Genomic DNA, 17567 nt, shown 5'->3' on the forward strand with positions numbered 1-17567 from the left:
CAGCAATTATGAAATTGATTTCTGTTTGCGTTGGACTGCCGCGTGAAGTGAGATGGAAAGAAAAGTTTGTGACAACTGGCATTTTTAAGCAGCCCGTGAATGGACGAGTGATGCTGCACTCACTCAATCTAGACGGAGATCGACAGGCAGATTTGACTGTTCACGGGGGTGTGGAGAAAGCTGTTTACGCTTATCCAATGGAGCATTACAGCTATTGGCGGCAGGAGTTACCAGATGAGGATTTGTCTTGGGGTGCATTTGGCGAAAACCTAACGACTGAGGGCTTGTCGGAAACGTTCGTGAATATCGGGGATCGCTTTCGTATTGGCACGGCTATTGTGATGGTGACGCAACCTCGGTTTCCCTGCTTCAAGCTCAATCTCAAGTTTGGACGCGATGATATAGTCAAACGATTTCTTAAGAGTCGGTTGAGTGGTATTTACTTTTCAGTAGTCCAAGAAGGTGAAATTGGTGTAGGGGATGACATTGAACTGGTAAGTCGGGATGAAAATAATGTCACAGTTGCCGATATTGTGAAAATTTATGTGCGTGAAGCCGATGACAATTTAGTACGCCGCGCTGTTCAGGTTCCAGCTTTGGCAGATGGTTTGCGAACTTACTTCCAACAGCAAATTAAACCAGAATATTAAGCTATTGGTTTGTCATCTTCTATCAGTGCGTTTAACTGGGCCAACAACTTCTCTACCTTCGCTTTTTTCTTTGGGTCATCCCACACTTGCGATTTCTTTAAGCGGCGAAAGGTTTCATCAGCTAGGTCTTTTATTGATGGAGTCTCTGCTGATTTAGGCTGCTGCTCAATTTCTTTAATCTTGCGCTTGATTTCGCTTAGTGAAAGATTGTAGGCGATCGCATCCTCCAAAAGTTGCTTTCTGGTATCCTCATCTTGAAGTCGGGCTAATGCTCGTGCTTTGGTATATGCGATTTGTCCAGAGCGGAGTGCTTCTAAAATATCGGTAGGCAGCTTTAATAGGGGGAGACGATTACTAACAAAGGACTCCCAGCCCATCAGCCCCAATTCCGTGAATATCGCCTTGATTGATTCAGCTTCTGGTTGACTAATAACGTTATTAGTCATGCGGGAAATGTCGTTAATCATCCGATAAAGCAAGGCTGTGACTTCATCTTGAGTGGATTCTAGCCGCAGTGCCACTAACTGTAAAATGCCTTCTGTTTCTTCTACTGGGTTGAGGTCTTCTCGTTGGAGATTTTCGACTAGGGCAGTGGTAATGGCTTCTGAGTCAGTTAATTCACGAATGGTGACAGGGACTTCTACTAATCCCACAGCTTGGGCTGCCCGATAGCGTCTTTCTCCGGCTACTAATTCATACTGCCCTGGTTGACCCTGTATCGGACGAATGAGCAGGTTTTCCAAAATGCCATGTGCTTTGACTGATTGGATCAAATGCTCCATTTTAAGCGGGTCAAAGTAGCGCCGTGGCTGCTGGGCGGGAAGAGTAATAGCAGATAATGCCACCGTTGCTGTTGGCTGCTGTGAGTTACTAGGTGGTTCGGAATCATCAAATACAAAGTCTTTGAGTTCTCGCCTTTTAGCGCTCATTTAGCACCTCCAAGGCTTCTGTAAACAGTGCCTCATAATCTGTGGCAGCTTCGGCGGCGGCTTTACCTGACATTTGAAACACCGTGCATCCTTGACCGGGAGCATCAGCAATGCACTGTTTTTGGTAAATAGCAGCTTTCATCAAATGAGTTCCCGTGGCACTGAGAGCAACTCTTGCTTCTCTCTCTAACACTGTGCCTTTGGTAGCTCGGCTTAAAAACAAAGCAGCTTTGGGATAACCAGAACGCAGTTCAGTGGCGTGTTTGATAAACCGTAAAATCTTATGACTACTATGTAAGTCTAACCCAGACGCTTGGCAGGGAACTAAGGCAAGGTCACAACGAGCCAATATTGCCTTAGTGGTTTCAGATAGGGAACCTGGCCCATCAATGACCAAGGTTGAATATTGGGTGGCTAATTCAGGAATTTTTTCAAACAAATCTTCTGGGTCTTGGATGACTTGATAAGCCAAATCTAAAGATTTAGTCCAGACGGAACTACTTTGTTGAGCATCGGCATCAACCATCAGTGTTTTTTGGCGTTGACTAAGCCAGTACGCCATGTGAACAGCAGCAGTTGATTTGCCTACGCCTCCTTTTTGATTGGTAAAGGCGACAATCATGATAATGAATGCTTTTTGTGCTTCTTTTTTATTGCCGCGAGGTCGCCAGCATGGCTATTATCCACCAATTGTCCCGCTTCGTACATTATTTATATGGTGAATAACATTTTTTCTTGTTTGCTTGTATAGTTTAAAACTAAATATTATTGAGTGTTTCATTTGCAGAGGGGGTACAAGCGCATACAGGGAAAGTATTTAGCACTTTTCCGAAATTGCCGGCACCGAAGTGGTAGTAATTATCAGAATGCTCAAGTATAAATAACTTCTATAAATAACAGGGGAATATAGCCCAACAATTGCCCGGTCATAATGACTGGGTTTTTTGGTGGGGTGATCGCACCTTCAAACGCAAAAAACCCCGGCGAAACTAACCGAGGTCAATGAAAGAAGTCCGAATGACAATGAGATATACCGTAACTGTTGTCTAAAAAATCTTAGCTAACCGCAAAAGCAACCAAGACTAGAGCGGTAACAAACATAGTTGCAATTGCACCTTGTATAACGTAGTTACGTTGTTCCCAAATTGCCGGGTATTCAGCGCAGTATACCTGGGGTTGAGTTGCATAGTTATTGAGAACGCCGTCTTCATTAATAGTGGTATACATAATGTTTTCCTGTATTTGTTACCTTATGTAAACTAATTTAACAATATTGTTACAAAAAGTCAACAGGACTTGACAAACAATAGTGGATGGTTGTAGTCAGAACTGCTTATCTTGGGAATTTTCTTAGAGGATAGTGATTGAGCGAAGTACTGGAGGCGATGAGCTACGCTCCACCGTAGGTGATCGCTTCTTTAGATAAAGATGAGACATTGCCAAAATTTAAGCTTTTTTTAGTAAAAAGCCCCCAAAATTTGACTGAAATAAGCACTATTGCTGACTGAGTATTAATCTGATACTTGTATCAATGATTGTTGTAAATCAATTAAAATTTCTCAAATCAAAAATTTTCGGCGGCGACTACCAAAAATTGCTAAGTCACTGAACTAACTACTTAAGATTTACAACGACGCAAACATAGCAGGCAAACAAAAAAGAGGAGATAAAGTATGTCCCAAATGCTAAATCGTCGTCGATTTCTTCAGGCATCGGCGGCGGCAGCGGCCAGCGTAGGTGTGTCTGCGCTCCGCACTTCTGCTGCTGGTGTTGACGAGTATGTTGAGGCGATAGTAATTGGTAGTGGTTTTGGCGGTGCAGTTGCATCATTGCGCCTTGGTCAAGCAGGAATCGCAACAATCGTACTGGAACGAGGACGAAGATGGCAAATTACTGATGCAGGCGATACCTTCTCTACAACAGATAACCCAGATGGTCGTGCTGCGTGGCTAAGTTCCACTACGGTTTTACCCCCACCAGTTCCAGAAATCCCCATTGATGTATTTACTGGCGTTCTTGATATTAAGAGAGGTAGTGGTATCAATGTATATCGAGGCGCGGGTGTTGGGGGTGGTTCGCTTGTTTACGGTGCTATCACTTATCAACCAACAGAAGAACTATTCTATAAAGTTTTTCCACGCACTATTAACTACACCAGACTGGATCGGATTTATTACCCACGGGTGCGTTCCATTCTCAAAGCATCTCCCATCCCAGACGATATTCTCCAAACTGAATACTACTTAGCAAGCCGCATCCTGATGGAGCAAGCTCGTAAGGCTGGTTTAAATACACGCAAGATTGACGCAGCCATTGATTGGGGTATTGTTCGTCAAGAAATTGCGGGTAAAAAGGTTGCTTCCATTATTAATGGTCAAGTGTACTACGGTACAAATAGTGGTGCTAAAAACAGCTTAGATCGCAACTATCTAAGTATGGCAGAGGCGACTGGGAACGTGGAAATTCGGCCTCTACATATAGTTACTACGATTGGGGAAGCAGATCGTGGGCGTTATCGAGTTGTTTGCAATCAAATCAACGAGCAAGGAGTTGTACTTGTCCAAAAATCCTTTGTTTGTCGCTATCTATTTTTGGCGGCAGGTTCGATTGGCACTACGGAACTATTGCTGCGTGCTAAAACCAATCGTACTTTGCGCCGACTAAATAATCAGTTAGGGAAGTTTTGGGGAACGAATTCCGATTCAAGCACTGCAATGATTAATGCTGGCCAGACGAATCCCACACCGGGGAATCCAGGTGTAATCGCAGTCGAGCATCTCGACAACCCTATTGCCCCAGTAATACTTGAAGCATTTACCGGACTTCCTTTTGTACCACAAGGTATTCTTCCTGTGCTTGGTCAGGGAATTTCTCAGCCAGAGGGCAATCTTACCTACAATAGCGCTACTCAGTTAGCGGATTTGTTCTGGCCTAACAACTCTGCCGATAGTCAAAGAAATACTCAGGCTCTCCTGTCTACTCTCCAACGGCTCAACCAAGCTAATGGTACAAGTCTCGCTGCACCGCCTGACTACAGTTTTACAGCACATCCCCTTGGTGGTGCAACAATTGGGAAAGTATGCGACACTCATGGGCAGGTTTTTGGTTATCCTAATTTGTTTGTTGTTGATGGTTCGCTTATTCCCGGTTCAACAGCCTGCTCTAATCCCTCGCTGACTATTGCAGCTTTAGCAGAACGGAGTATGGATCACTTTCTCAACCGAATTCCTAGACGTAGAAAAATGTAACCTGGCGATCGCAAAAATTATATAAATTAATAAGGCGATGCCTTGTTTAAGACATCGCTAACGCAGCCACAGTGACCGGATCACTTTTCCTCTAAGAAAAATCGTTAGTTAAAAGCCTAAGCGATGCCTACGGCAGCCTAAGCACCTACACAAGGAGAATCCACCAGGGAGGTACTGCCCCTCCTGTATCTGTGTTATCAGCACAGCGCCTCACTTTTCGGCTTCTGGTGGAAGGCGGAAGATGGAAGAATCGAACTCCTGGGTGTTACCCCACCCCGGTTTTCAAGACCGGTTGCCGACCATTTAGCGGCATCTTCCATGTAAGGGGTATCTGAGGAGGCTTGAACTCCCTAATGACTGGTTCCACAAACCAGCGCCGCGACCACTTTGGCTTCAGACACCATCAGTGGAATCAAGGGGATTTGAACCCCTAACCTCCTGCTTGCAAGGCAGGCGCTCTAGCCAACTGAGCTATGACCCCATATTTGGTGGATACTGATCGGAATTGAACCGATATCGTTCTAACAGCCAGTTAGATGCTTTACCAATTAAGCTACAGACCCATAGGCGGGAGTGGTAGGACTCGAACCTACAACTTTCGAGGTAGAAGCTCAACTACAGGACTACGCAAGCGAGTGATGGGACTCGTTCGCGGAGCGTTCTCGAAGAGTACCCATGCGCTGAGACTGGCAGACTCAGATGCTAGCCATTACATCACACCCGCATTTAAGAACGTTAAGGGTTCAGAGCGATCAACGAGATTTGTAGCTTGCTTCCCGTAGGGTACTCGTGTCTCCTGGTTGGAAGCCAAGGGTGTTTACCACTACACCATGATCGCGTTTTTAAAGCTGGTAACAGGAATTGAACCTGCAACCTACTGATTACAAGTCAGTTGCTCTGCCATGTTGAGCTACACCAGCATTTGGTAGCGGAGCCGGGATTTGAACCCGGTACGTGAAGGCTTATGAGACCCCAGAGCGCACCATAGCTCCATCTGCGCGAGTACCCCTGACAGGAATCGAACCTGCAACAAACCCGGTTTAAGCGGGCTACGTCTGCCAATTGCGTCACAGGGGCAAGGTGGGCTGTGTAGGGATTGAACCTACGCACTTCTGCTTAAGAGGCAGCTGCTCTGCCAACTGAGCTAACAGCCCAAAGTGGGTCGCCAGAGACTCGAACTCTGATCACTCCGCTTAAAAGGCGGGAACTCTAGCCATTGAGCTAACGACCCAAGTTGGTACTCCCGACAGGATTTGAAAGAGTAACAATTCCGTCTCTCAAAGGGAAGCGTTTACCAATTTCGCCACGGGAGTATCAGTACCCTTGGTGGGAGTTGAACCCACAAAATCTGGTTTCTAAGACCAGCACGTTTGCCAGTTTCGTCACAAGGGCAAATGGTCGGAGTGGCAGGATTTGAACCTGCAACCTTCAGCTCCCAAAGCTGCCGCGCTACCAAGTTGCGCCACACCCCGTTGGTACTCCCGATGGGATTTGAACCCATACACAGACTGTTTTTGAGACAGCCGCCTCTTCCAGTTGGGCTACAGGAGTATAAGCTGGGAAGGAAGGAATCGAACCCTCAAACTTCGCATTCAAAGTGCGACGGCTTTGCCTGTTTGCCTACTTCCCATTAAAATTTGGCTGTCGAGGTTGGAGTCGAACCAACATCTCGGTGATTCAGAGACGAGCGCGACTTTCCAATCGTCCATCCTGCAATAAATGGCTGCCCCAGTAGGACTCGAACCTACAACCCCCGCGTTAACAGCGCGTAGCTCTGCCAATTGAGCTATGAGGCAATGTGCCAGTCCCCCAGGTCGGAATCGAACCGACGACCTCTGATTTTTCAGACCAGCGCTCTCTACCAAAACTGAGCTACCAGGGGATAAGGCGGAGAGAGAGGGAGTTGAACCCACGATGATTGATTTTGCAGATCAACGCCTTCCCACTTGGCTACTCGGACATTGTTGGAAGCCTTGACGGGAGTTGCACCCGCTTCTCCTTGACTGAGAATCAAAGCGACTTATCTGCTCGTCCACAAGGCTACACGGGGATGACGAGACTTGAACTCGCGGCTTCCTGTTCGACAGACAGGCACTCTTAACCAACTGAGTTACACCCCCACGTTGAATGGCAATTATTTAGTTTTCATGGTTCTGATAGTGTTTGCTCTCTGCCTTTTTGAGAGGCTTGATTGCTTCACTACATTTATACTACATTTATGCTACAAAAGTGTCAAGGGCATACTACAAACTTTTTTTAGAGGTGAGAGGGCAAGGGTTACTTAATAGCTGTATTGCCCTCTGTGATTGAGTTTGAGTAAATTACTCAGCTTCAGTCAGGCGTTGTGAGTTCCAGAACTGTTCGGCAAATGCTACTGCTGGGTGAATTGGGGCTTTGGGCTTGGTTTTTAGTACCATTCCAGCTTCATGTGGCAAGCGATCGCTCTTTGTAGAGTTACACCGTTCACACGCTGTTACAACGTTGTCCCAGGTGTGCTGTCCACCTTTGGAACGGGGAATTACATGGTCAAGCGTTAAATGCTTGGTGCTACCGCAGTATTGGCAGGTGTGGTTGTCTCGCCTCAACACTTCACGACGGTTGACAGGAGGTACTTTCCAATGCCGTTCGGGATTGCCAACAGTCAAGCGGATATGTTCTGGCACTTGTAGTACAACACTGGGTGAACGCACTTCCCACTGCTTTGTAGTACCAAAATTCAACAATTCTGCTTGACCTGTAACTAATAGCACGATTGCGCGTTTAATGTTGATGCGTGCTAGTGGTAAGTAGTTCTTAGAGAAGACTACAACTGAATTTTGTAGTATTTGGGATTGCTGAAAAGGTGGTTGAGCTTCCATCAGTTAATTCACTCCTAAAAAAATAACCCCCGCCTCTGAGATTCAGGAGCGGGGGTCAGGTCGTTGATACTTTTTGCCCTATATCGGTGCTATGAGACATTTGCACCTCCCGCTTTGGATAAGTTGATCTGGATTCAGCCAACAAGCTAACGCTCTCTCTACATCTGTGTTGATAGATTTACCGCCCAATAACCGATACATTCCCTCAAACGCAAATAGCGCGATTACTCTGCCTAAACCCTTGTTGGGTCGGCAATGCACCGCGCTACTAATGGTTGAGGAGAATCTTCTGGTCATGGAATTTTTGTAGTATTTGTAATTAAGACTAATTTCAATAATACAGTTGTAGTATGCGTTTGTCTACTGCACAGTTCTCTTGGAAAGCCTAACGAGCAGTCTGCTTCTGGTAACGAGCGATGGCGCAAAGCACCCGCCGGAGGCGATCGCACTCCGTGCAGTACCGAAGGCGAAGTTCCACAGGTTGGGACACTGGAGGCGATGAGCTACGCTCCACCGTAGGTGAGCGCTTGCGTCATATATATTCTTAGAGGAAATGGTGTATGGTGTAAAGATGCGATGGCAGGATGTGCAGTGGTATGGGCGATGGCGTAACCGCCCACCGGATCGCCAGTTGCTAAGGCCAGTATTTCATCAGTTCAAACGAAAAACCCTCAGTGGGTAGCCGAGGGTAGATAACAAATTTATGACTATGTTGATTTTTTAACTAATTTCTGCATATTTGTTAGCAGTGAACTTGCACCTATTACCCCTAATCCCAGCAAACTAACTACAGAAGTGTATTCAGGTATAGGTTTTGTAACGCTCTCCACACTGACGTTTGGATCTAACGCATCACCTGAGTTGAATACATAATCAAATGCTCCTTTGTCCTTGAGTGCGGTTCCGCGTAAAAAAAGCGCACTCCAACGGGCAATGGTTTCAATTGCCACATCTTGCTCTAGCGTTGGTCTGTTCGGCTCACGTATGAGATTATCTTCATTGGTAATGCCATAGTGGTTAGCACCCGGAATGGTGATAAACGCCTTGGGAGGGTCTTGAATGCCTGCGTATGTTTCTTGAGCATTAGCGGGATTTGCAACACCATCTCGATTACCCTGCACTAGAGCAATGGGTATGTCATCGTTGTCAATAATCGGAAGCCCTCCACTACTTTGGCCGATCCGGAAGTTAGTACCATAAAACACCCCAGCCTTCAATTCATCAGGTCGATTAAAATCTTCCGTACATAAAACGGCAAAACAGTTACCCTGAATCGCAGCAATTCCTACTGCTCTATTCTTTGGAAATCCCTATTTTCAGTTACCAATTATCAATTATGAGGGTATAGGGGATAGGAGATAGAGAAATAAGTAACATTACAAAATTAATTACACATTCTTCAAGCTGTTCCCTGTTTCCTGATACTGAATAATTGCTCAAAGTCCTCTAAGTATTTTTTCCTGGTCAAGATGACTATTTTCTGCAAACATAAATAATATCTAGGAAACGTCTGAGATTGTTTGTGAAAACTTTCTTAGAGGTCTTACCTATATGCTTCATACTTGCTGCGGTTAATTTAAAATCTCAAATCCCAAGTCTAAAATCGCAATGAAAGGTCAAGCCATCACCCAAATTAGTGTAGAAGAACTCGCTCAACGTTTGTCCAAAGGTGAGCCTCATCTTCAGCTTGTGGACGTGCGTGAACCACAAGAAGTCGCGATCGCTCACATTGAGGGTTTTGTCAACTTGCCTCTGAGTGAATTTGTTGAATGGGGAAATGACATCCACACGCGCCTAGATCCCAATGCTGAAACCTTGGTACTTTGTCATCATGGTATTCGTTCTGCTCAGATGTGTCAGTGGCTGGTTAACCGAGGATTTACGAATGTGAAAAATATTTCTGGTGGTATTGATGCCTACTCAATGTTAGTTGACCCTTCAATTCCTATGTATTAACCGTAAATGGCGATTCTCAGTCTTTTTTGCTATTCTGAACTCAAGAGTGAATAATTTTCTGTTAGTAATTACCAATACATTTGAGCTACCAATTTGCGTAAATCTAAGTAAGTATTATTGAGATTCAGAAGGATTTTGCAGTGAGCAATTTTTCACATGTATATCAAAGTTTTCTTAAATATACTTTTGTGAGAAGTAAAAAGTAGATTTGTTGTAACGTATTTTTAGATACTTCAATTATTTACTATTTTGCTTAACTAAATATTAATACTTTTTGCTTCTCATCTTAATAAATTTTTGTTTTTAAAACTAATTAAAATTTTGCTTTGGTAAACATTAGCTATGCAAGTCCAGCTTACCAATCGTCAACAGCATATTCTTTGGGCAACAGTACGTCACTACATCGCCACAGCGGAGCCTGTTGGCTCCAAAGCCCTGCTAGAAGAGTACAATCTAGGTGTTAGCTCAGCCACGATTCGCAACGCAATGGGTGTGTTGGAAAAAGCTGGGCTACTTTATCAACCACACACTTCTGCTGGGCGAGTACCTTCTGACTCTGGCTATCGAATTTATGTTGATCAGTTGATCACACCTTCGGAAACTCTAGCCAGACAAGTAGAAGCAACACTGCAAAAGCGGCTGAACTGGGAAGACAGTAGTCTAGAAAGCTTACTACAAGGGGCGGCGCAAATTTTAGCGACCTTAAGTGGCTGCATCAGCTTGATTACAATACCACAAAATGTCAGTGCTATGGTGCGGCATTTGCAATTGGTGCAAATTGAAGTTGGACGAGTAATGCTGATCATAGTCACGGATAGTTATGAAACACATTCAGCATTATTAGATTTGCCACCAAAAGGCAAAGACACACAATTTGATCCGGAAGTGATAGATCGAAAATTGCAACTTGTTTCTAACTTCTTAAATAGCCAATTACGCGGGCGCAGTTTGTTAGAGGTAGCTAATCTCGATTGGAGTGATTTAGATCGGGAATTTCAGCACTATGGTGAGTACTTAAAAAATTCCCTGGCAGAATTTAGTCGTCGCAGTTTGACGCCAGGCGTTACACAGATCATGGTGCGTGGGATGGCAGAAGTTTTGCGACAACCAGAATTTGCTCAGCTACAACAAGTGCAAACTATCATCCAACTATTGGAGGAAGAACAAGAACAACTGTGGCGATTAATATTTGAGGAAAATGAGACTGAGGAAGTGGGTAAACCACGGGTAACAGTGAGGATTGGTTCAGAGAATCCTCTGGAACCAATTCGTAACTGTAGTCTAATTTCTTCCACCTACCGCCGTGGTTCATCACAGGTAGGAAGTGTGGGAGTTTTGGGGCCAACACGCCTAGATTACGAAGGAGTGATCGCATTAGTTGCTGCTGCTGCTGAGTATTTATCGGAGGCTTTCAGTTATCTAAATCCCTCATGAGAAAAATTGCCTTTGGGTTGCTTTGGTTAGGATTGATTGCGTATGCTTTCTTGTTTGCTCCTCCCAATCAACCCGGTACTTTTGAATTAATTAAAAATCTATCTACTGGTCAATGGCAAGGTATTAATCCCTTGGTGATTGCACTGTTCAATATTATGGGTATTTGGCCTATTGTTTACAGTGCAGTCCTGTTTGTTGATGGTAGAGGACAAAAAATTCCAGCCTGGCCATTTACTGCTGCTTCTTTTGCTGTAGGGGCGTTTGCTTTGTTACCCTATTTGGCTCTTAGGGAACCAAATCCGCAGTTTTCTGGTGAAAAGAATGTTTTGATCAAAATTTTAGATTCTCGTTGGACGGGTGTTGTCCTGACTATTGGGACGGCGATTTTGGTTGGTTATGGTATTGCAAAAGGAAATTGGAGTGATTTTGTCCAGCAGTGGCAAACTAGCCGCTTTATTAATGTGATGAGTTGTGATTTTTGTCTGCTGTGTGTATTATTTCCTGCTTTGTTGGGGGATGATATGGCACGGCGTGGTTGGAAGAGTTTTGGAATATTTTGGCTGGTGGCTTTAGTTCCGTTATTTGGCCCTTTGCTATATCTGTGCATACGTCCTTCTTTGCCAGAATCACAGGTGGATCATTCGTGAGTGGTTTGATATTTGAAGTATCGAACACAGATGCACACAGATGAACACTGATGGATTATGGGTGGGCTATTTTATTTTTGGAAAATTTGACTACAGGTGGATTATTCGTGAGTAGTTTGATTTTTGAGATAGCGAACACAGATGCACACAGATAAACACCGATGGACGCTGATGGATTATGGGTTTACTGCTAAATTAATCCCTGTTCCCCGTTCCCTGTTCTCCGTTCCCTATCTTCAAGACAGTCAATCACGCTACTGTTTTGGCACAAACCTTGCCATGAAAATTATTACCCCTTCTGCCCTCTGCCTTATTTTCAGACAGGAACTCAATTTATGAGAAAAATCGCACTTTGGTTATTGTGGTTTGGATTTATCGTTTATCTTGTGTGGTTCGCTCCACCGCTACATTTAGCTGATACGATCGCTTTGCTGAAAAATATTTTGACGCTCAATTGGACAGAGGTAAATCCTGTCATCTTATCTTTGTTTTCTTTGGTTGGTATTTGGCTGTTTATTTATTGTGGTCTGCTGTTTTTTGATGGTAGGATGCAATGGCTTCCTTTTTGGCCTTTTGCTTTAGCAACGGTGAGTTCTGGAGTGCTGGGTTTATTACCTTATTTGGCGTTACGCGAATCTAATCAAGAATTTGCTGGGCAGAAGGATGGTTTGTTGCAACTTGTAGATTCTCCCTTTTTTGGTATTAGTCTGAGTATCACAACAATTGGTTTGTTTGCTTACGCTTTATTTTTTGGTGATTGGGGAGGTTATTGGCAGCAGTTTTTGAGCGATCGCTTTATCAATGGCATGAGTTTAGCTTTTTGTCTGTTTTGCCTGCTATTTCCAACTGTGTTAGGTGATGATATGGCGCGGCGAGGCTGGAATAATCCCACCATTTTTTGGGTAGTGGCACTTGTGCCGTTATTTGGCTCCCTTGGCTATCTTTGTCTACGTCCGTCGCTACCAGAAAATACGAGAGTAGCTAACGAGCAAAAATCAACAGTCGGCAGTATCTATTAACTATAGACCATAGCGCTCCTCTGTGATTTGTGAAACACCTCCCCCTTGTTTTACTTTTCTTCCTTTTCCCCTTTCTTCTCCTTGTCTCTCTTTTCTCACCAATCAAATAGGATTACTTGTTTTTCTGAGTTTATAAATTCCAGGTAGTTGCCACCAAGCTAAATGAGGATATTCGTGATGTTCTCGGTGGTAGCCAAAGTGATAACAAGTAATAAATGACAACCAAATTGGTAGCGAGATAGTTTCAGCATAATGAGGCTTAACATAACCTCTTGGAGGTTCGCGATGAGTCAGAAATGTACCAAAATAAAATAACTGTAATGAACTCAACAGCGAAGGTAATGCCCAAAATAAAGTGAGATTAGCTCTTGGGATATGGAATAGATAATGAACTCCGTTATAAGCAATTATCCAGATGATAATTTGTCCCCAACTCCAGTAATTTTTCATAAAATAAACATACCAAGCAAAGAAATTTTTATGCTCACCATCGTGGAAATCGGGGTCTAGTTCACTAGCTGGATGGTTGTGATGCATCCAATGCTTTTTTATTAGTGTTTTGTAAGATAAAAATCCATAAAGAAATAAAGATATTGTTCCAATTATGTGATTTATTTTAAGATTATGAGAGAAGGCTACTCCATGCATAGCGTCATGGGCAGTGATAAATAATCCTGTAAAGAGAAAGGTCTGGAATAAGATAGCGAGCAATAACGCTAATATATTTAATTCTGAAATATTTACTGTAAATAAGAAGATTAAACTAGCTGCCCATACACTTATAATCAAAGTAGCAAGAGAAATTCCTATAAGGCTATCAATAAATTCAGAAGAAATCTGTTCTGACTGCATAAATTTTTATCCAAATATTACAGATAAATTTAATTAGTTGCCTTGGCTAGTAAAAGATTTACAACTAGCCAAGACAAATCGTGGTGCAAGAGACTCTATTGAATGAGTTGGAGTAAGTCACGTAGGATGCTATAACCTTTTAAATCCCAAAGCAGATATGCGACAAAACCTATCATTGCTAGACGTCCTTGCCACAGTTCTGATTGTGGAGTAAAGCCAAATTTAACTGCATTGCGATCGCTACCGTTGTATGCTTTTTCAGTTGCGTCAGTAGGATAAGGCCCCATTGCTAATTTTCCTTTATAAATAATTACCTTTTCATAGTATTTACCCGTTTACTTAGTGCTATCTATCTATAGTGTAAAACTAGAAACAAGTCTAAAGAATGAGATTTTATAGATTTAAGATAGTTATATTTATCACAAATATTTTTTATGAATACGTTCTTGTGTAGAGTTTTTCTACCGTTAATGAAGTAGCTAAATCAAACAATATAATTGTCTGAGTAGAGATATAGTTGAGTAAAAGCATGATACTAACTCTAAAATTGCTAACAAAATCTAACAGAAGTCAGAAGTTTTTATAAAAATTTTTAACCAAACTAAAAAACAGTGAATAGTTTTGTATTTATTTAAGATATGGCTCCTACAGCACTAATTACAGGCGGCTCTGAAGGTATTGGTAAAGCAACAGCTTTATTATTTGCCCGTAAAGGTTATGACCTCATACTTGCAGCTCGTCATACTGATCGATTAGAGACTACAGCGCAAGAAATACAACGCATTGGTGGTACAGCACCACTCACAGTTACTTGTGATGTTACAGATCCATCTCAGGTAAAAGGATTGATAGAAAAGGCATTGGATCATTATAGTTATATTGATGTGCTGATAAATAATGCTGGTATCTTTGCAGAAGGGCCTGTAGAGCAATTTTCTTTAGAAGATTGGCACAAAATTATCGATACAAACTTATGGGGTTATATTCACACAATTAATGAACTGTTACCTCATTTTCTCAATAGAAGAAAAGGAACTATTGTGAATGTGAGTTCTATCGGTGGTAAAGTGCCGAATCCTTATTTAGTGCCATATTGTACAACTAAGTTTGCAGTCACAGGCTTAACAGAATCACTACACGCAGAATTAAAACCGAAAGGAATTTTTGTTTGCGGCATATATCCAAATTTGATTAAAAGTAATTTCGTAGAACGAGCTATTTTTAGAGGAAAAGATGAGCAAGATTTGCAAAAGCGTCGCCAACAGATTGAAAATCTTTTCCAAAATCCTGTGATTGAGAAACCTGAAGATGTGGCAAATGGTATTTGGGATGCAGTGAAGAATCATAAGTCTGAAGTGTTTGTTGGTTCTGCCAATTTATCACAGGCGGCTTATCGTTTATTTCCTGGTTTACTTCAGTGGGCTTCTCGACAAGTGTTTAAAAATGAAGATAAATAATGTTGTTAGTAAGTAGGTGGGTACAAATTGTAGAGACGCGCTGTTTGAAGCGTCTCTACAAGTTAAGCGATCGCAACTCAATATCCTAATACACTCAACGAGGAAGAATATCATCTAAGCGAAGTTGAAGACGGGGCAAAAGTGGTGATTTTATTAATTGATTTAATCGATATTGTTGTTGAGTATAAGTGTCTTCAAATAGTTGACAGACAGTGAAGGTTGGTTGTTTGGGTTTACCAATAAATGCTACTCCACCCAATCCTCGATAGTCTACAATCCAATATTCAGGAATGCCTAAAAGTGCATACTCTTCAACTTTGCGAGCATAGTCAGTTTCCCAGTTGTTACTCACAACTTCCACCACTAGCTTAATTGAGCGTCCCAGCGTAATTACGGGTTCTCGTTCCCAAAGAGGTTCGCGATCAAGAACGGTTTCATCAAGCACTACAATGTCAGGACGAGGAACTGTGGCTGCATCTGCGAAGGGATAAATTAAACAAGTACGAGGAATAAACCAGGGGAGTTGTTCTGCAACAAGGTGTATACCAATTTGGGTTGCAAGTTTGCCACTCACTGTTTCGTGAGGGCCAGTTGGTTCCATGTCAATTAGTTCTCCGTCTGCTAGTTCATAGTGGGGATTATCTTGGTATTGGGAGAGAAAATCTTCTTTGGTGAGGGTTTTTTGGGAGATATAAGTCATGAAAGCCAATCTCCTGAAGGTATGTTGTTTTCATCTTAAAGTATCTAACCAATGAGAATGCGCCAGGTCTTTGTCATTTAAACGGATTCACAATTTCTAATTGACCAGCCACTACTAACTGATCCTGCATATCTTCAGAATAGAGAATACTTGCACCTGCTCTCAACGCACAAGCAACAATTAAACTATCCCAAAAAGAAAAATTATATTGACTGCGGATATCCGATGCACATTCAAAAATATTCAGGTTGAACTCTACCACAGTGCAGCGACGATAAAGTGACTGAATTACAGCTTTGATTTGCTCTTGTTTAAAGGCTGCTTTTTTCAGTAAATTAGCAGAAATCTCATTTACAACCTGTGTACTGATAATTATTCCTTCATACGATGTAATTGAGATAGCTATATTACGCTTTCTTTCTCTTTCTATTTCTTCTATCTTTTTGTAATTCAATAAACGATAGAGCCAAACATTAGTATCAATAAAAGATGGAACAGCAGTCATCACTGGCGACTGTAAACTTCTTCACGGCTGAGTATACCATTGACCTCAACGGGATTCTCAGTTAATTCATCAATTATGTCTTTTTTTTGAAATGATTTTTTCTTTACCAAAACAATTACTTTAATATCATCGCCTTCACCGATTTCTTGTTTGTACTCATCGGGAATCTGAATTAAACCATTTTGGATTTTTGCTTGAAACTCTACCGCATTTAACATATTTAAACCTCTAGAGACTGTTCTCAAGTTAGCTTATTTTCCCAAGCGATCGCCAAGTGCATAATGACAGATCCTCATCCAGGCGATCGCACTTTTGGTGATGCGTTTAAAATGAGCGATCGCACGTCTGGTGATGGGGTTGATGTGGGCGATCGCTTTAAGGTATTGTCCAATCTTCCATTAATAAATTAGGCACTTTGGCAAAATCTTTAGTATTGCGCGTAACCAATATACCGTTTATGGACAGAGTAATAGCAGCAATGCGTAAATCTCTCGTACCTATACGAATTCTCTGATGAACTAATTCTTGATAAACATTGTAAGCAGACTGGTCAAAGTCAAGTAATTTGAGCTTGTTAAGGTATTCCACACCATCCCTTAATCCCTTGTAAGCCAGTATCAGTTTTTCAGATTGGGAAGGTTGATCGTTATACTTATTAATTACATTCAGCCATCCTTTCATTTGTTCTTCCAATGTCACAACTGTTATGGCTGTATTTACAAAATTAATTTGGTTGAGACGCTGTGTAACAATTGGATCTTCTCTTTGAAAAAGTGATAAATGATCAGTATCTAGAACCCAAACAACTGTCACTTTACCCCATCCTCTGCATCAATTCGTTGATAGTATTCCTCCATTTGGGCATCAAGTTTACGGCGTTCTGCTTCTATATCAGCTAGTACCTCATCAAAAAGTGGATTATCTTTGTACATTCCAGCTACCTTGAGCCAAGGATTATCTGTTTGGGGAGAATCTATTTCTAAAGTAACTATTCTTGAATTCTGTAAACGTTTTTGTAAAAGCTGCTGTAAGTTTTCTAGAGCTTCATTTTCAGTTTTGCCGTAGCTCTTACAGTCTGATAAACCTAGCACAACTGCACTAAATTTACCATCTGGCTCACTTTCAATTAGCACACTATAAGTTAGCTTAGAAGCATCACTATTAGAACTTGTTGAAGGGCTAAAACTAATCATACTTTTTCTTTCTATCTAGGATGTCTTAATTTTAAAGTATTTAAAGATGAATTAATGTAGGCGATGTCTGGTGACAAGCCGAAGAAGCGTCTACGCATCTAATATTTTAATATCAGCGA

At 42.2% G+C, this 17567-nt stretch carries 21 protein-coding genes and 17 tRNA genes; 9 read left to right on the forward strand and 29 right to left on the reverse strand.

Annotated elements, in window-relative coordinates; translation table 11 throughout:
- The first annotated feature begins 8 nt into the window (after positions 1-8).
- Positions 9-650 carry an MOSC domain-containing protein gene (locus UYI_RS0120055; protein WP_016868465.1) on the forward strand — a complete coding sequence of 214 codons (642 nt, stop codon included), beginning with the start codon at positions 9-11 and terminating at the stop codon, positions 648-650.
- On the opposite strand, the gene UYI_RS0120060 is transcribed toward UYI_RS0120055, so the two are convergent.
- The 3 genes from UYI_RS0120060 to psb34 form a co-directional block, all read right to left on the reverse strand.
- Positions 647-1579, reverse strand: a complete 933-nt coding sequence (locus UYI_RS0120060) for a ParB/RepB/Spo0J family partition protein (RefSeq protein WP_016868466.1) — start codon at positions 1577-1579, stop codon at positions 647-649. The genes UYI_RS0120055 and UYI_RS0120060 overlap by 4 nt on opposite strands.
- Positions 1569-2201 carry an AAA family ATPase gene (locus tag UYI_RS0120065; protein WP_016868467.1) on the reverse strand — a complete coding sequence of 211 codons (633 nt, stop codon included), beginning with the start codon at positions 2199-2201 and terminating at the stop codon, positions 1569-1571. The genes UYI_RS0120060 and UYI_RS0120065 overlap by 11 nt, the downstream gene beginning before the upstream one ends.
- A gap of 434 nt (positions 2202-2635) precedes the next feature.
- Complete coding sequence (gene psb34 / locus UYI_RS36990; protein WP_016868469.1) at positions 2636-2806, reverse strand: photosystem II assembly protein Psb34; 171 nt, start codon at positions 2804-2806, stop codon at positions 2636-2638.
- Positions 2807-3252: 446 nt separating this feature from the next.
- On the opposite strand from psb34, the gene UYI_RS0120080 reads away from it, so the two are divergent.
- Complete coding sequence (locus UYI_RS0120080) at positions 3253-4827, forward strand: GMC oxidoreductase (RefSeq protein ID WP_016868470.1); 1575 nt, start codon at positions 3253-3255, stop codon at positions 4825-4827.
- Positions 4828-5062: 235 nt separating this feature from the next.
- Here UYI_RS0120080 and UYI_RS36995 read toward each other — a convergent pair.
- From UYI_RS36995 to UYI_RS0120165, 18 genes are all read right to left on the reverse strand, one after another.
- Positions 5063-5145 (reverse strand) — tRNA-Ser (locus tag UYI_RS36995).
- A gap of 89 nt (positions 5146-5234) precedes the next feature.
- Positions 5235-5308 (reverse strand) — tRNA-Ala (locus tag UYI_RS0120085).
- Between the two features lie 5 nt (positions 5309-5313).
- Positions 5314-5390 (reverse strand) — tRNA-Ala (locus tag UYI_RS0120090).
- A 184-nt stretch (positions 5391-5574) separates the two neighbouring features.
- A tRNA-Gly gene (locus UYI_RS37000) sits at positions 5575-5665 on the reverse strand.
- Positions 5666-5673: 8 nt separating this feature from the next.
- Positions 5674-5747: transfer RNA gene (locus tag UYI_RS0120095), tRNA-Thr, on the reverse strand.
- An 83-nt stretch (positions 5748-5830) separates the two neighbouring features.
- Positions 5831-5904 (reverse strand) — tRNA-Leu (locus UYI_RS0120105).
- Positions 5905-5908: 4 nt separating this feature from the next.
- Positions 5909-5981, reverse strand: a tRNA-Lys gene (locus UYI_RS0120110).
- A gap of 4 nt (positions 5982-5985) precedes the next feature.
- Positions 5986-6058: transfer RNA gene (locus UYI_RS0120115), tRNA-Lys, on the reverse strand.
- Between the two features lie 4 nt (positions 6059-6062).
- Positions 6063-6140: transfer RNA gene (locus UYI_RS0120120), tRNA-Ser, on the reverse strand.
- Between the two features lie 5 nt (positions 6141-6145).
- Positions 6146-6219 (reverse strand) — tRNA-Leu (locus tag UYI_RS0120125).
- A 3-nt stretch (positions 6220-6222) separates the two neighbouring features.
- A tRNA-Pro gene (locus tag UYI_RS0120130) sits at positions 6223-6299 on the reverse strand.
- A 1-nt stretch (position 6300) separates the two neighbouring features.
- Positions 6301-6378 (reverse strand) — tRNA-Leu (locus UYI_RS0120135).
- Between the two features lie 5 nt (positions 6379-6383).
- Positions 6384-6457 (reverse strand) — tRNA-Gln (locus tag UYI_RS0120140).
- 90 nt (positions 6458-6547) lie between these two features.
- Positions 6548-6623 (reverse strand) — tRNA-Asn (locus tag UYI_RS0120145).
- Positions 6624-6632: 9 nt separating this feature from the next.
- Positions 6633-6709: transfer RNA gene (locus tag UYI_RS0120150), tRNA-Phe, on the reverse strand.
- 83 nt (positions 6710-6792) lie between these two features.
- A tRNA-Glu gene (locus UYI_RS37005) sits at positions 6793-6869 on the reverse strand.
- 3 nt (positions 6870-6872) lie between these two features.
- Positions 6873-6947: transfer RNA gene (locus UYI_RS0120160), tRNA-Asp, on the reverse strand.
- A 201-nt stretch (positions 6948-7148) separates the two neighbouring features.
- Entirely contained in the window at positions 7149-7685 is a 537-nt protein-coding gene (locus UYI_RS0120165) for an HNH endonuclease (RefSeq protein ID WP_016868471.1), read from the reverse strand.
- A gap of 416 nt (positions 7686-8101) precedes the next feature.
- Here UYI_RS0120165 and UYI_RS39775 point away from each other — a divergent pair, with 416 nt between their 5' ends.
- Positions 8102-8233, forward strand: a complete 132-nt coding sequence (locus UYI_RS39775; RefSeq protein ID WP_258003620.1) for a hypothetical protein — start codon at positions 8102-8104, stop codon at positions 8231-8233.
- Between the two features lie 159 nt (positions 8234-8392).
- Here UYI_RS39775 and UYI_RS33015 read toward each other — a convergent pair whose 3' ends face one another.
- A complete protein-coding gene (locus UYI_RS33015) occupies positions 8393-8902 on the reverse strand; it encodes an alpha/beta fold hydrolase (protein WP_235147983.1) in 510 nt (169 codons plus the stop codon).
- Between the two features lie 391 nt (positions 8903-9293).
- Between UYI_RS33015 and UYI_RS0120175 the strand changes: the two genes are divergently transcribed.
- From UYI_RS0120175 to UYI_RS0120190, 4 genes are all read left to right on the forward strand, one after another.
- The gene (locus UYI_RS0120175; protein WP_016868473.1) at positions 9294-9641 is read left to right on the forward strand and encodes a rhodanese-like domain-containing protein; all 348 of its coding nucleotides are present in this window, start codon (positions 9294-9296) and stop codon (positions 9639-9641) included.
- 342 nt (positions 9642-9983) lie between these two features.
- Positions 9984-11075, forward strand: coding sequence for a heat-inducible transcriptional repressor HrcA (hrcA, locus tag UYI_RS0120180; protein WP_016868474.1), 1092 nt, complete (start codon positions 9984-9986; stop codon positions 11073-11075).
- Positions 11072-11722: a hypothetical protein gene (locus UYI_RS0120185; protein WP_016868475.1), complete on the forward strand. Its 651-nt coding sequence runs from the start codon at positions 11072-11074 to the stop codon at positions 11720-11722. Before hrcA ends, UYI_RS0120185 begins: the two co-directional genes overlap by 4 nt.
- A gap of 335 nt (positions 11723-12057) precedes the next feature.
- Positions 12058-12741: a hypothetical protein gene (locus UYI_RS0120190; RefSeq protein WP_016868476.1), complete on the forward strand. Its 684-nt coding sequence runs from the start codon at positions 12058-12060 to the stop codon at positions 12739-12741.
- 102 nt (positions 12742-12843) lie between these two features.
- Here the strand turns inward: UYI_RS0120190 and crtW are convergent, their stop codons facing one another.
- Positions 12844-13593 carry a beta-carotene ketolase CrtW gene (gene crtW / locus UYI_RS0120200; protein WP_016868478.1) on the reverse strand — a complete coding sequence of 250 codons (750 nt, stop codon included), beginning with the start codon at positions 13591-13593 and terminating at the stop codon, positions 12844-12846.
- 95 nt (positions 13594-13688) lie between these two features.
- Positions 13689-13880, reverse strand: coding sequence for a high light inducible protein (locus tag UYI_RS0120205; protein WP_016868479.1), 192 nt, complete (start codon positions 13878-13880; stop codon positions 13689-13691).
- A 351-nt stretch (positions 13881-14231) separates the two neighbouring features.
- Between UYI_RS0120205 and UYI_RS0120210 the strand changes: the two genes are divergently transcribed.
- On the forward strand, positions 14232-15050 hold the full coding sequence (locus UYI_RS0120210; protein ID WP_016868480.1) for an SDR family NAD(P)-dependent oxidoreductase: 819 nt from the start codon (positions 14232-14234) through the stop codon (positions 15048-15050).
- Positions 15051-15144: 94 nt separating this feature from the next.
- Here the strand turns inward: UYI_RS0120210 and UYI_RS0120215 are convergent, their stop codons facing one another.
- The 3 genes from UYI_RS0120215 to UYI_RS0120225 all read right to left on the reverse strand — a co-directional run bounded on the left by UYI_RS0120215 (position 15145) and on the right by UYI_RS0120225 (position 16473).
- Entirely contained in the window at positions 15145-15750 is a 606-nt protein-coding gene (locus UYI_RS0120215; protein ID WP_016868481.1) for a Uma2 family endonuclease, read from the reverse strand.
- Positions 15751-15823: 73 nt separating this feature from the next.
- A complete protein-coding gene (locus UYI_RS0120220) occupies positions 15824-16255 on the reverse strand; it encodes a PIN domain-containing protein (protein WP_016868482.1) in 432 nt (143 codons plus the stop codon).
- Positions 16255-16473: a hypothetical protein gene (locus UYI_RS0120225; RefSeq protein ID WP_016868483.1), complete on the reverse strand. Its 219-nt coding sequence runs from the start codon at positions 16471-16473 to the stop codon at positions 16255-16257. The genes UYI_RS0120220 and UYI_RS0120225 overlap by 1 nt, the downstream gene beginning before the upstream one ends.
- Before the next feature lie 63 nt (positions 16474-16536).
- Here UYI_RS0120225 and UYI_RS39780 point away from each other — a divergent pair, with 63 nt between their 5' ends.
- The gene (locus UYI_RS39780; RefSeq protein ID WP_258003655.1) at positions 16537-16665 is read left to right on the forward strand and encodes a hypothetical protein; all 129 of its coding nucleotides are present in this window, start codon (positions 16537-16539) and stop codon (positions 16663-16665) included.
- Here UYI_RS39780 and UYI_RS0120230 read toward each other — a convergent pair.
- Positions 16631-17068: a type II toxin-antitoxin system VapC family toxin gene (locus UYI_RS0120230; protein WP_016868484.1), complete on the reverse strand. Its 438-nt coding sequence runs from the start codon at positions 17066-17068 to the stop codon at positions 16631-16633. The two genes, UYI_RS39780 and UYI_RS0120230, sit on opposite strands and share 35 nt — an antisense overlap.
- Complete coding sequence (locus tag UYI_RS0120235) at positions 17065-17448, reverse strand: type II toxin-antitoxin system HicB family antitoxin (protein ID WP_016868485.1); 384 nt, start codon at positions 17446-17448, stop codon at positions 17065-17067. The genes UYI_RS0120230 and UYI_RS0120235 overlap by 4 nt, the downstream gene beginning before the upstream one ends.
- Positions 17449-17567: the final 119 nt, after the last annotated feature.

This window comes from Fischerella muscicola PCC 7414, assembly GCF_000317205.1.
GTDB classification, from domain to species: Bacteria; Cyanobacteriota; Cyanobacteriia; order Cyanobacteriales; family Nostocaceae; genus Fischerella; species Fischerella muscicola.